This window comes from Mycobacterium sp. NPDC050441 (assembly GCF_040655355.1).
Lineage (GTDB): Bacteria > Actinomycetota > Actinomycetes > Mycobacteriales > Mycobacteriaceae > Mycobacterium.
Window position 1 is genome coordinate 1 of sequence record NZ_JBFAJS010000016.1, and the last position, 12,710, is coordinate 12,710.

At 65.8% G+C, this 12,710-nt stretch carries 11 protein-coding genes; 3 read left to right on the forward strand and 8 right to left on the reverse strand.

Annotated elements, in window-relative coordinates:
- Positions 1 to 122, reverse strand: a 122-nt coding sequence (locus AB0I14_RS31320) for a zinc ribbon domain-containing protein (protein ID WP_358030898.1), incomplete at its 3' end; no start/stop codon positions are given.
- Positions 123 to 217: 95 nt separating this feature from the next.
- Here AB0I14_RS31320 and AB0I14_RS31325 point away from each other — a divergent pair.
- The gene (locus AB0I14_RS31325; protein ID WP_358030630.1) at positions 218 to 2,434 is read left to right on the forward strand and encodes a molybdopterin-dependent oxidoreductase; all 2,217 of its coding nucleotides are present in this window, start codon (positions 218 to 220) and stop codon (positions 2,432 to 2,434) included.
- 31 nt (positions 2,435 to 2,465) lie between these two features.
- Positions 2,466 to 4,001 (forward strand): aldehyde dehydrogenase family protein, encoded by a 1,536-nt coding sequence (locus tag AB0I14_RS31330; RefSeq protein ID WP_358030633.1) that lies wholly within the window; start codon positions 2,466 to 2,468, stop codon positions 3,999 to 4,001.
- Positions 4,002 to 4,003: 2 nt separating this feature from the next.
- On the opposite strand, the gene AB0I14_RS31335 is transcribed toward AB0I14_RS31330, so the two are convergent.
- From AB0I14_RS31335 to AB0I14_RS31345, 3 genes are all read right to left on the reverse strand, one after another.
- Positions 4,004 to 4,702 (reverse strand): TetR family transcriptional regulator, encoded by a 699-nt coding sequence (locus tag AB0I14_RS31335; RefSeq protein ID WP_358030636.1) that lies wholly within the window; start codon positions 4,700 to 4,702, stop codon positions 4,004 to 4,006.
- Between the two features lie 12 nt (positions 4,703 to 4,714).
- Complete coding sequence (locus tag AB0I14_RS31340) at positions 4,715 to 5,935, reverse strand: cytochrome P450 (RefSeq protein ID WP_358030638.1); 1,221 nt, start codon at positions 5,933 to 5,935, stop codon at positions 4,715 to 4,717.
- Positions 5,936 to 6,017: 82 nt separating this feature from the next.
- A complete protein-coding gene (locus AB0I14_RS31345) occupies positions 6,018 to 6,803 on the reverse strand; it encodes an SDR family oxidoreductase (protein ID WP_358030641.1) in 786 nt (261 codons plus the stop codon).
- A gap of 160 nt (positions 6,804 to 6,963) precedes the next feature.
- Between AB0I14_RS31345 and AB0I14_RS31350 the strand changes: the two genes are divergently transcribed.
- Positions 6,964 to 8,451 carry an aldehyde dehydrogenase family protein gene (locus AB0I14_RS31350; RefSeq protein ID WP_358030643.1) on the forward strand — a complete coding sequence of 496 codons (1,488 nt, stop codon included), beginning with the start codon at positions 6,964 to 6,966 and terminating at the stop codon, positions 8,449 to 8,451.
- Here AB0I14_RS31350 and AB0I14_RS31355 read toward each other — a convergent pair.
- The 4 genes from AB0I14_RS31355 to AB0I14_RS31370 form a co-directional block, all read right to left on the reverse strand.
- Complete coding sequence (locus AB0I14_RS31355) at positions 8,435 to 10,078, reverse strand: acyl-CoA synthetase (protein ID WP_358030645.1); 1,644 nt, start codon at positions 10,076 to 10,078, stop codon at positions 8,435 to 8,437. The genes AB0I14_RS31350 and AB0I14_RS31355 overlap by 17 nt on opposite strands.
- Positions 10,079 to 10,097: 19 nt before the next feature.
- The gene (locus tag AB0I14_RS31360; protein WP_358030648.1) at positions 10,098 to 10,715 is read right to left on the reverse strand and encodes a cysteine hydrolase; all 618 of its coding nucleotides are present in this window, start codon (positions 10,713 to 10,715) and stop codon (positions 10,098 to 10,100) included.
- Entirely contained in the window at positions 10,712 to 11,764 is a 1,053-nt protein-coding gene (locus AB0I14_RS31365; RefSeq protein ID WP_358030652.1) for a Rieske 2Fe-2S domain-containing protein, read from the reverse strand. Before AB0I14_RS31365 ends, AB0I14_RS31360 begins: the two co-directional genes overlap by 4 nt.
- A 123-nt stretch (positions 11,765 to 11,887) precedes the next feature.
- On the reverse strand, positions 11,888 to 12,700 hold the full coding sequence (locus tag AB0I14_RS31370; RefSeq protein WP_358030655.1) for an SDR family oxidoreductase: 813 nt from the start codon (positions 12,698 to 12,700) through the stop codon (positions 11,888 to 11,890).
- Between the last annotated feature and the right edge of the window lie 10 nt (positions 12,701 to 12,710).

The following is a 12,710-nucleotide window of genomic DNA, read 5'->3' on the forward strand; positions in this document are numbered from 1 at the left end:
CACTTGGGGCAGCGGGCCTGGGCGGGGAAGGTGGTGGCGGTGCAGTCGGTGCAGCGGCTGCCGATCAGCTGGGGTTCGGCGTCGGGCCACGTCGAGATCTCGGGGGCCAGCGCTTTCTGCATTGTGAGCTCCTCTTATCGCCGAACTACGCACACCAACTGTAATTCTTACAGTAGCGTATCTGGTGTCGCGTTCCAGCCCCCCTTCAGAGGTGTCGATGTCACCCCACACCGTCGAACACAAGCCGACGTTCTGCCGCATCTGCGAACCGCTGTGCGGCATGATCGCCACCGTCGAGGACGGCCGTCTCACCGCGCTGCGCCCGGACAAGGAACACCCGCTTTCGGCGGGCTTCGCCTGCCAGAAGGGCATCGCCTTCAACGAGGTGGTCAACGATCCGGACCGGGTGACCACGCCGCTGAAGCGCACCGCCCGGTCAGATTCTCTTCGCGCAAGCGGCTCATCGGCGGAATTCGAAGCGGTGAGTTGGGATGAGGCGCTCGACGACATCGCCGCCAGGCTCACCGCGATCCACCGCAGGCACGGTTCCGGAGCGCTGGCCTGGTACATGGGGAATCCCGCGGCCTTCAGCTACTCGCATCTGTTCGCCGCGATGGCGTTCGCCAAGGGCATCGGTGGCGACAGCCATTTCTTCAGCTCCTCGACCCAGGACACCAGTAGCCGCCTGCTGGCCAACCAGTTTCTCTATGGAGCGCCGTTCCCGGTACCCATCCCGGACCTGATCCGAACCGACCTGCTGGTCATGCTCGGCGCGAATCCGGTGGTGTCCCATGGCAGTTTCCTGACAGCACCGCGGATCAAGGATCGCATGCACGACATCGTCAAGCGGGGTGGGCGGGTCGTGGTCGTCGATCCGCGGCGCAGCGAGACGGCGGCCCAGTTCGAATGGCTCGGAATCACCCCGGACGCGGATGCATACCTGCTGTTGTCGATCTTGCAGGTGGTGTTCGCCGAGGGGCTCGTCAGTGCGAGGGCCCGGGTCCAGGCCGATGGATTGGATTGGCTGCGTGAGCAATGCGCGCCGTTCAGCCCGGAAGACACCGAAGGGCACACCGGTATCGACCCCGAGACGGTGCGCATGTTGGCCCGTGACCTGGCGACCACTACGCGGGCCGCGGTCTACGGTCGGCTGGGCACCTGCGTCGGCCGCAACGGCACGCTGACCACCTACCTGCTGGACGCGGTCAATCTCGTTGCGGGAAACCTCGACGTGCCGGGCGGCAGTGTCTTCAGCACGTTGGGTATCCCCGGTCAGAAGTGGGGTTCGATAGCGATGGGTGTCTCGCTGCGCCGGAGCTATCGCACCAAGCGCACCCGGGTCGGGGGATTCCGTTCGGTGATCGGGGCCGAGCCTGCCGCGTTCATGGCCAAGGAGATCACCACGCCCGGTCGGGGCCAGGTCAAGGCGATGTTCATCGGGGCGGGAAACCCGGTGCTGTCGGTTCCCAACGGCACGGAGTTGGAAGAAGCGCTGGACACGGTCGATCTTTCAGTCGGGCTGGATCTCTATGTCAACGAGACCACCGCGCACTGTGACTACGTGCTGCCGGTGACGACGATGTACGAACGTGATGACTTCGCCGTGACGTTCCAGATGTTCCAGGCCACGCCGTTCCGTCAGGCTACCGACGCGGTGGTGGAACCAACGGGACAGGCACGCACCGAATGGGACATCGTCGTCGACCTGATCTGCAGAATGGGCGTTCGCACACCGCTTTTCGTCGCGCTCCGGCTGGCGGCCAAGCGCGCGGCACGCCGGCACCGGAAAATCAGCCCACGGCCGATGATCGACATGATGATCAGGATGGCCGATGGCGGTGACCGTTTCGGGCTGCGCCGCGACGGGTTGACCTTCGCCCGGCTGACCGAGCGGCATCCGCATGGCGTCGTGGTGGCACCCAACATCCGGACCGGGGTACTCGGCGAGGTGGTGGTGTACCCGAAGGGGCGGATTCGCCTCGCGCACGCGGACATCGCGTCAGAAATCACCGCGATGTCGGGACGCACTGCGCCCGAGGGCTATCCGCTGCGCATGATCGGGATGCGCGAGCCCCGATCGGAGAACTCGTGGTTGCACAATTCGCCGTTACTCATGCGCGGCAACAGGATTCAACGGGCACTCATGCATACCGAGGATGCTGCGATGCGACGCCTGGCAGACGGTGACGAGGTGCGGGTTCGATCGCCGTACGGTCAGATCGATATCGCGCTGTCGCTCACCGACGACATCGTGCGCGGCACCGTGGCGATACCGCATGGATGGGGGCACAAGGGGAATGGCGGCTGGCGGATCGCCAATCAGGCCGGTGGCGCCAACGTCAACCAGTTGATGTCGAGCGATCCGGCCGATATCGAGGCGCTGGCCGGCATGTCCTGGCTGACTGGGGTGCCGGTGCAGGTGGAACCGTGCTGATTCTTATACTGTAAGTGTTACAGTTGCGACTGTGAGTGAAGTCGTTGAGCAGGCCGTCACCAGTGTGGAGATCGGTCGGCGTGCTGCCGGTCGGGCCGAGAAGCGGATGCTGATCGACGGTGAGCTGGTGGCCGCTGCTTCCGGTGCCGAGTTCGACAATCTCAGTCCGGCCACGGGTCTGGTGCTGGGAACGACGGCGGCCGCCGGTGCCGAGGACATGGACGCCGCGATCAGTGCCTCCCGGCGTGCGTTCGATGAGTCCGACTGGAGTACCGACCGCGGGCTGCGCCGGCGTGTGCTGGCTCAGCTGCAGGAGGCCATCGAGGCCGAGAAAGACGACCTGCGTGAGGAATTGATCGCCGAGGTGGGCTGCCCGGCGATGACGACGGAGAATGCCCAGCTGGACTGGCCATTGGCCGATGCGCTGCGGTACCCGGCTCGGCTGATCGACGAGTTCGAATGGGAGCGCACGCTCGACGGCGGCGGGCTGTTCGGCGAGCGCAACGCCCGCACCGTGGTCAAGGAAGCGGTCGGCGTGGTCGCCGCGATCACCCCGTCGAACTTCCCGATCGAGGTGATCCTCAACAAGCTTGGGCCCGCGCTGGCCGCAGGGAACACCGTGGTGCTCAAGCCCGATCCGAACACGCCGTGGAACGCCACCCGGTTGGGCCGGTTGATCGCCGAGCGCACCGACATGCCACCCGGCGTCGTCAACGTGGTGCCGACGCCGTCCAACGAGGTGGCCGGGCAGTTGGGCACCGATCCTCGTGTCGACATGGTGTCGTTCACCGGGTCGACGGCCGTCGGCAGGCATCTGATGCGGGTCGGGGCTGACACCATGAAGCGCACCTTCCTGGAACTCGGTGGCAAGTCGGCGATGATCGTGCTCGACGACGCCAAGCCCGGCCACATCATCCCCGGCGCGATCGGGGCGTGCGTGCATGCCGGGCAGGCTTGTGCGGCGAACACCCGGATGCTGGTGCACCGCAGCCTGTTCGACGAAGCGGTTGCCAATGTGACGATGGCTTTCGGCGCGGTCCCGGTGGGCGACCCGGCATTGTCGACGACGCTGGTCGGTCCGCTGATCACCGCGGCGGCCAAGCAACGTGTGCTCGACGCCATCGAGGGCGCCCGCCGCGACGGCGCCGACATCGTCGTGGGCGGCGGGGTGCCGGACGGGCTGCCTGCCTATCTGGCCGACGGGCATTTCGTCGCACCTACCGTCATCGTGGGAGCCGATCCCGGATCGGCCATCGCCCAGGACGAGGTGTTCGGACCGGTGCTGGTGATGCTGCCGTTCGACGATGACGATGAGGCGGTGCGGATCGCCAACGACAGTGCGTTCGGCTTGGCCGGTGCGGTGATGTCGGCGTCATCCGAGCGGGCGATGGGGATCGCCCGGCGTGTCCGTACCGGGGCCATCGGGGTCAACGGCGGGATGTACTACGGTGCTGACGCGCCGTTCGGCGGGTACAAGAACAGCGGTGTCGGAAGGCAGTGCGGCATAGAGGGGTTCGCGCAGTACACCGAGACCAAGACGATCGGCTGGCGGTTGCCCCGGCAGTAGCGTTATCCCCGCGCGGAGGCGAACAGCGCGGCGCGGTCGAGGATGCTGTCGAGGATGTGGTCGAAGTTGATGTCATCGGCCATCCCGATCCGGTAACCCCGCCCGGGGATTGAGGCGATCAACGGCATCGCCTCGGCGTCGATCACCTGCTCCCAGTACTCACGGGGGAATTGGACCTCGGGTGTCCGGCTCTGTAGCCGTTGCAGCACGGCCGAACTACGCACCAGCACCGAGATGGCCGTGTAGGTGTCGAATGCCTGCTTGGCGGTGAGTCCGGCCGCCACCAGGGCGGCCACGGGCTGTTCGATCTTCTCGAGTGCGGTGCGTGCCGCCGGTATCCCCCGGGTGCCGCGGATCAGGATCAGGTCGCACACAATCGGATTGTTGGTGAACATCTCTCGCATGCGGTGGGCGTGCGCGCGCAGGGATTCTCGCCAAGTGCCCGCCTCGATGGACAGCACACTCAGGTCGTAATCGGTCAGCACACGCTCCGTCATCGCATCGAGCAACTCGTCCTTGCGGCGGAAGTACCAGTAGATGCTGGTCACGCCGACGTCGAGATGGCGGGCAAGCTGCGGCATGCTGAGGTTGTCGATCGACACCTCGTCGGCGATTTCGAAAGCGCCGCGCAGGATTTCGTCGATACTGATCGACCCGCGTTCGCGGCGTTGCCGACCAGGGGTGCTAGCGGGTCTGACCATGCGGGCGTACCTCTAGCGGACTGGATCGAATGTGACGGGTATTTCGGTGGGGGAGCGGAACGGCTGACCGAAGATATGGGGGTCGTCGTCGGTGACCAGTTCAAGGTTGCGCACGCGGCCGAGCAGGCTCTCCAACGCCACCCGGGTTTCCATCCGGGCGAGATGCAACCCCATACAGGTGTGCTCACCGGCGGCAAAGGTGATGTGCGGTACCCGCTTCCGGAAGATGTCGAACTCCTCAGGGAGCTCCCACCGCTTCTCGTCGCGGTTGGCCGAGCCGATGCAGACGTCGATCACCGCACCGGCGGGCAGCTCCACACTGTCGAGTACGGTGGCCTGGGTGGCCGAACGTTGCACAGTGGTCAGCGGGGTCTCGTAGCGCAGCCCCTCCTCGATGGCCTGATCGATCAGCCCATGGTCGGCCTGCACCGCGGCGAACTGCTCAGGGTGGGTGAGCAATAGGTAGAGCAGGTTGCCCGAGGACCGGTATGTGGTCTCCAGCCCTGCGGGCAGGAGCAACCGCAGGAACGAGTAGATGGCCTCGTCGGTCAGCTTCTCGCCGTCGATCTCCGCGGTGACGAGGTCGCCGATGATGTCGTCGGTGGGCTTCGAGCGGCGCAGGTCGATCTGACCGAGGAAATATTCTTTCAGGGCCGCAGATGCTTCAAACGCGCGCTTGTACTTCACCGTGTAGCTGATGAGTTCGACGGCGCGCTGCCGGAACCACGGCAGGTGCTCCTCGGGCAGTCCGAGCAGCTTCGAGATCACCCGCGTGGGGAACTCGAAGGTGAAGTCGCGCACCAGATCGGCGCTGCCGGCCTCGATGAACTCGTCGACGAGCGCCTCGCAGATCGGGCGAACGATCTCGGGCTCCCAGCGCTGCAACGATCGCGACTTGAACGCGGCCGAGGCCAGGTTTCGGTGGTCGCGGTGGGTCTTGCCCTCCATGGCCAGGATCGTGGGACCGATGAACAGTCCGATGGTGCTGTCGTAGATCTTCGAATTGAACGACTTTCCATCCCGGAAGACGGTGTTGACCGCGTCGAACGACACCGCGGCGAATTGATGTTCCGGCAGAAGGGATTCCGGAGTCTTGGACCAGTCCATCACCGAGCCGCGGAAGACGCCGTGCTTGGCGCGGTGCTGCGCGAAGATCGGGTACGGGTCACGCAGCAGGCCGGCCGTGTCAACGACGGCGTCCTCCGACGCAAAGTCCTGCACTTGACTATCCACAGCTCACCCCACCTGTCGGAGCCGACCGATCACACTGATGCATATTACTGTAAATATTACAGTAATGAAATCTGGGCGGTGATCAGAGTGCGATCGGGGCCCCGTTGCTCATCGCCGCGATGAACCCGGCGTCGACCTGGATGTCCTGACCGTTGATCCAACGTGCCTCGGGAGAGGCGAGGAAGGCGATCAGTGGGACGACGTCGTCGACGGTGGCGTGCCGGCCCACCGTGGCCCGCACCAGGTCCAGGACGTCCTTGCCCATGGTCTGCTCGAAGTCGGACAGGATCGGCGTCTCGACCGGGCCCGGGCTGACCGTGTTGACCCGGACCCCGTACTTGCTCCAGGCCGGCCCCGCGACTCGCTTGACGAACAGGATCGCGGCCTGCTTGGAGGTCGTGTAGACCGGAAAGCCCGGATCCTGCCCGGTCTGCCACTGCGCCACCGCATCCCCGTCGGTGAGTTCGAGGAGCCCGTCGAGGATGTCGATGCGTTGCTGCCAGCCCAACGCGGCGGTCGACGCCACCGTGACGATCGATCCGCCGTGGCGTAACAGCGGCAGCATGCCTTCGGCCACCAGTCGCATGCCGAGATAGTTGACCTTGAGAACGTCGGCGGCCGGCGCGGTTCCCGGAACGCCTGCGACATGCGCGAGCAGGTCCCAGCCGTCGCCGATCTCGCCCAGCAGTCGAGTGATGTCTGCGGCGTCCCGAAGGTCGCATGTGGCGTGCTCCGAGGCCGGAGTGTCGTTGGGACGCAGATCAACTGCGAGGACGTGGTCGCCTCGATCGAAGAAGTGCGCCGCGGTGGCTGCCCCGATCCCGGATCCGGCTCCGACGACGACGACTCTGCGTGCGGCTTCCGACATGCCCCAAACCTCTCACCGAATGAACGACAGTAAGGACGACTGTAAACAATTCGGGCAGGTTGGACAATTGCCTTCGACCTGTTGGCGGAGTGCTACCGTTAGCCTTCCCGGAAGGATCTCCGGGAATTGTCACGCGTGCCCTGGCGAGGAGACGGATTCGATGAGCGCGATCGAGGAGCGTGCGGCAATGACGTCGCCGCGCGACGGCCTGGATGAGCTGCTGGCTGCCCAGCGCCGGTCTTTCATCGCCGATGGCCCGCCCGATGTCGCACTGCGCCGCAATCGTATTGACCGGTTGCTCGCGATGGTCTTGGACAACTCCGAGGATTTCGTCGCTGCCACCGCAGCCGATTACGGGTCGCGGTCGCGGTCGGCGGCGTTTCTCTCCGAGATTCTCGGCATGCTCTCGGTGGTCGAGCACACCAGGGCGCATGTGCCGCAGTGGATGCGTGCGACGAAGCTGATGCGAGCAGCTCGTTTCGCGGGGCTGCGCGCCGAGGTGCTGCCCAGTCCGCTCGGCGTGGTCGGCGTGATCGGTCCGTGGAACTTCCCGATCCAATTGACGGTGCTGCCCGCGGCGGCGGCATTCGCCGCCGGCAACCGGGTGATGATCAAGATGTCTGAGGTCACCCCGCGCACCGCCGAGTTGATGGCGGTCACCGCACCGAAGTATTTCGACGCGACCGAACTGCAGGTGGTGACCGGGGGACCGGAGGTGGCCGCAGCGTTCGCCGGCCTGCCGTTCGACCACCTGTTCTTCACCGGCTCGCCCTCGGTCGGGAAGCTCGTCGCGCGGGCCGCCTCGGACAACCTCGTTCCCGTCACCTTGGAGCTGGGCGGCAAGAACCCGGTCGTGGTGGCCCCCGGCGCCGATCTGGAACGGGCGGCAAGTCGAATCGCCCAGGCGCGCATGGTCAATGGCGGTCAGGTGTGCGTCTGTCCGGACTACGTCTTCGTGCCCGATGCGCAGGTGGATCGGTTCGTCGAGGTGGCACGCAAGACCTTGAGCGACCTGTTCCCCAGCATCGTCGGCAATCCCGACTACTGCTCGTCGGTGAACCAGGCCAACTTCGACCGGGTGGTGGGGCTGATCGCCGACGCCCGCGCCCAGGGAGCCCGAATCGACTCCGTTGTGCCCGCGGGTGAGGTACTGCCCGATCCGGGCTCGCGCAAGGTCGCCCCGACCATCGTGCGCGACGTCGACGACCGGATGCGGATCGCGAGCGAAGAGGTGTTCGGGCCCGTGCTGGTAGTTCGCGGGTACTCCGCGCTCGACGAGGCGGTCGATCACATCAACGCCAACCCGTCACCGCTGGTGGCCTACTGGTTCGGGCCGGACGATGCCGACTTCCGGCAATTCGTGAGCCGCACCCGCAGCGGCGGGGTTGCCCGCAACGACTTTGCCGCGCACATGATCCCGTCCGACGCCCCGTTCGGCGGCGTCGGACGCAGCGGGACCGGCGCCTATCACGGTAAGGCCGGCTTCGATACGTTCAGCCACTACCGCTCGGTGGTGGGCAATGACCTGCCGTTCAGCGTCACCGGCCAGGCGGCCAAGCCGTTCACCGCCTCGATGCGGGTCAGCACCGACCTCATGCTGCGGCGGGCCCGCAGCCGAACCGCCGCCCGGCTCAAGAAGTTTCGCTGACCGCCTGCTCGCGGGCCCAGCGGTAATCAGCCTTACCGGCGGGGCTGCGCTCGATGATCGGGCGGAACACCACGGCCTTCGGAAGCTTGTAGCGGGCGATCGAGGATTCGGCGTGCCGGATAAGGGTATCGGCGTCGGCCTCAGCGCCCTCGGCGAGCGCAACGACAGCCACCACTTCCTGCCCCCAGCGTTCACTGGGGCGGCCGGTGACCACCACATCGCGCACCGCGGGATGCGAGGCGATCGCCGACTCGACTTCCTCGGCGAAGATCTTCTCGCCACCGGAGTTGATGGTGACCGAGTCACGACCGAGCAGTTCGATTGCACCGCCGTTCAGGTGGCGGGCCCGGTCACCCGGCGTCGCATAACGCACCCCGCCGATCACCGGGAATGTCGCCGCGGTCTTGACGGCATCACCCTTGTAACCCAGCGGCACGAAACCTCGCTGCGCCAGCCAGCCCAGCCCCTCGTGGCCGGCGGTCAGGACTGCGGTGAAATCCTCGGTCACCACACAGGTATCGGGTCCGGCGTTGAAAGTTCCGGTCGACACCGCACCGGGGGCTGACATGTGACTCATCTGCGCGCCGGTCTCCGATGACCCCACCCCGTCGACGACGATCAGGTTGGCCTTCGCGTCGATGAGTTGCTGTTTGACATAGGGAGTCAACTGCGCGCCTCCGTTGGCCACTACGGACAGAGACGACACATCGGCGGCGCCGCTCTTGATCGCATCGAGGAGCGGCCGTGCCATCGCGTCGCCGACGACCGTCGCCACCAGCACCTGTTCGCGTTCGATGGTGCGCACCACGTCGTCGGCATCGAAGTGGTCGACCACACTCGGGAACACCACGGTCTGGCCGGTGGTCACGGCCGTCATCGCACCCCATTGCGCCGCGCCGTGAATCAGCGGCGGGAGGATCAGTAGCTTGGTTCCGGGATTCTCCACTGCACGCCCGACGATCTCCTCGACGGACCCGGCCTTCTCGCCGGTCACCATGTTGCGTCCGCCGAACGCGGTCATGAAGATGTCGTGCTGCCGCCACAGCACGCCCTTGGGCATTCCGGTCGTACCGCCGGTGTAGAGCACGTAGAGGTCATCCGGGCAGGGCTCGACCGGCACCTCTGCCGAAGCGCCCTCGGCGACGATCGAGTCGTAATCCACTGCACCGTCGAGCAGTTCACTGCCGGAGCCGTCGGCGATCTGGATCAGCACCCGCAATCCCGGCAGGTCCGGGAGTACCTCGGCCACTCGCGGTGCGAACGCGTCGTGATACACCAGCGCGGATGCACCGGAATCGGCGAGCAGGTACTGCAATTCGTTCTTGACGTATCGGTAGTTGACGTTGAAGGGGGCGACCCGGGCCCGGAAGGAACCGAGCAGAGATTCGACGAATTCCGGCCCGTTGTAGGCGTAGATGCCGAGCAGATCCTGACCCACCTCGTGGCCGGCCAGCGCGCCACGTTCGGTCTGCGCCCCCAACCCGCGCGAATGCAGGTACGCCGCCAGGCGATTCGACCGGTCTACGATCTGGCGGTAGGTGAACCGACGGTCGCCCTGGATGATCAGCGGGCGGTCTCCGATGGCGGCCGTGACGGCTTCGGCTACGGCTGGGACGGTGAACTGCACGGTTTCTCCTCTTGGCGGGTCAGTGCTGCCAGGCGTGCAGCAGGTCTTCGGTGGTGGTGACGGTGGCCAGCAGAGACAACGTATTGTCGATGACCGCGTCGGCATAGGCTGTCGGAATTCCTGCCACTGCATCCCGTGGCAGCACCACCTGGTACCCGGCGTTGACCGCGTCCATCACCAGGTTGGTGATCGCGATGTTCACGGAGACGCCCACGGCCACGATGGTGCGTACCCCGAGGTTGCGCAGGATCGCATCCAGGTCGGTGCCGCCCATCGGACCCAGACCGTGCCAGCGAGCCAGCACGAGATCGTCTGGTTCCGGGCCGAATTCGGGAAGCAACGTGGCTCCCGGGCTGCCGGGCAGGATGCCGACGTCATTGCGGCCGATGGCGAAGATCTTGGCGTTGTGGTTGGAGCCCAACCCATCCGGGCGTCGCTGCACCAGGCAGTGCACCACCTGGGCCGAGACGGCCCGGGCTGCCGGTAACAGACGGGCGATGTTGGGTAGTGCAACGCGTCGGGCCTCGTCAGCGAGTGCGGCGAGTCCGGCGTCGGGGCCGACTACCGCGCCCTGGCATTCCTGGGTGACGATCGCGGTGTGCTCGGGTGCCACCAGTTCGGTCAGACTGGGCCTCATGCGTGGACGGCGGGCTGGTTGTCGGAGACGGGCGGGACGTCACCGGGTGGGGCGGGGGGAACCTCGTAGAACTGAGTGGCCCACTTGCGCATGGCCATATACGGTTTCGCGTCGATCTTGGCCAGCGGAGGATGCTCGACATACTTCTGGTAGCGCCAGATGTCGCAGTCCTCCCACACGGTCTTGAGGAACTGCTTCTCGACCTTCTTGCGCACGTGTTCCGGTGGGACATCGGACCCGGCAGCTGTGCCTGATTCTTTGGGCCACCAGATCGAATAGAACATGTCCGACACCTCGTCATCGACCGGCGTGCAGGCGAAGATCAACCGGTGGTTGGACGAACCCTCGAAGGCGCTCATGGCGAACCCGAGCCCGGAGAAATGGCTGTGAATCCGCAGCGCCATCTGGTTCGGATCGTCACTGCGGGCATCGGGCCAGCCCGTGAGGAACCGCCATTCCTCGTCGACGTGTTCCCAGTGCAGGCACACCGGCGTCACCGTCGCGCCGTGCACGTAGCGGAAATGTGAACTGTCGGGACCGTTTTCGGCCACGATCTGTGGATGGACCGGGATCGCTTCGGCCCGGCTGGAGAACTCCGGGTAGGGCCGGTAGTACGCATTCGGATCGGTTTCGAACTGCGGGAACTTGTGGAAGATGTCGGGCAGTTCCCATTGCGGTTCCAAGCCGGCGGGCTGGTACCACATGAAGATGCAGCCGTACTGCTCCTTGACCGGGTAGGAACGCAGTCGCAGGCCGCGGTTGGGCTTGTCGGGTTGATAGGGGATATAGGTGTTGTTGCCCTCGGGGCCCCACCGCCATCCGTGGAACGGGCACTCGACGCAGTCGCCGACGACCTTGCCGCCGTGACCGATGTGGGCACCGAGGTGCTTGCAATGCGCTTCGAGCACATGCAGCTTGCCGGACTCGTCGCGGTAGGCGGCGAGGTCCTCGCCGAAGTACTTCAGCGCCTTCACATCGCCGACCTCGTACTCGGCCGACCAGCCGATCATGAACCAGCCGGTGACCTTCCAGGTGAACGGCACTTTCATGACCACTACCCTCCCGTTTCCACTGCCTTCGCAATAGGTACGGAAGACATTACAGTAGTGGTTACCGCACGGGAAGCGCGATCGGGTCGGTCTCCTGTGGGTGACCAGCGGGGGGTGCAGTACTTATCCGAACTGGGTGATGCCGCCGTCCACGACCAGTGACTGCGCGGTGATGTATGCAGACTCGCCGCTGAGCATGAAGACGGTGGCGTAGGCGATGTCCCATGCGGTGGCCTGGCGCCCCAGCGGCCAGCGGATCTTGGATCTGCGTGCTACGGAAGCATCGCCGACCCGTCCGAGAGGGGTGTCGACCGGCCCGGGTATCACATGGTTGGCGCGGATGCCGCGGGGTGCGCCCTCCAGGGCGACGTGCCGGCACAGCCCGAACAGCGCGGCCTTGGACGCATCGTAGGCGGGAATTCGGGTGCCGCCCTTCACGCCGGCGACAGAGCCGATGAACACAAGGGCGCTCCCGTCAGCCAGCAGGGGCATTGCGGCCCGGGTAACGAGGAAGTGCGATCGGACGTTGAGGGCGAAGAGGTCGTCCCATAACTCGGGCGAGGTGCCTGCGAGTCCCTGCCCCGTACCGAATCCGACGTTGGCGACCACTCCGTCCAGTCCGCCGAGCTTCTCATGGGCCTCGAGAACCAGACGTTCACACGCCGTGGCATCACGCACGTCGGCGACCACGGCGATGCTTTCGCTGCCCTCCTGCGCACACATATCGGCGGTTGCTGACGCGGCGGCCTCGTCGATATCGACGCACACCACCTGGGCGCCCTCACGGGCAGCCAGCACCGCGATGGCGCGACCGTTGCCGACCGTGACCTCCGGGTCGTTCGACGGGCGTGACCCGGCACCGATGACGACGACGCGGCGGCCCGCGAGCCTGCCACGGCCGGGTGCGCTGCCTGCTGATTCGGGACTGAGTGTCATGGCCGAAACC

Bases quoted from the DNA above. Each gene is read 5' to 3' on its own strand.
- AB0I14_RS31370 (WP_358030655.1), bottom strand. From the start codon at position 12,700: ATGACACTCAGTCCCGAATCAGCAGGCAGCGCACCCGGCCGTGGCAGG.
- AB0I14_RS31350 (WP_358030643.1), top strand. From the start codon at position 6,964: ATGAGCGCGATCGAGGAGCGTGCGGCAATGACGTCGCCGCGCGACGGC.
- AB0I14_RS31345 (WP_358030641.1), bottom strand. From the start codon at position 6,803: ATGTCGGAAGCCGCACGCAGAGTCGTCGTCGTCGGAGCCGGATCCGGG.
- AB0I14_RS31335 (WP_358030636.1), bottom strand. From the start codon at position 4,702: ATGGTCAGACCCGCTAGCACCCCTGGTCGGCAACGCCGCGAACGCGGG.
- AB0I14_RS31360 (WP_358030648.1), bottom strand. From the start codon at position 10,715: ATGAGGCCCAGTCTGACCGAACTGGTGGCACCCGAGCACACCGCGATC.
- AB0I14_RS31325 (WP_358030630.1), top strand. From the start codon at position 218: ATGTCACCCCACACCGTCGAACACAAGCCGACGTTCTGCCGCATCTGC.
- AB0I14_RS31365 (WP_358030652.1), bottom strand. From the start codon at position 11,764: ATGAAAGTGCCGTTCACCTGGAAGGTCACCGGCTGGTTCATGATCGGC.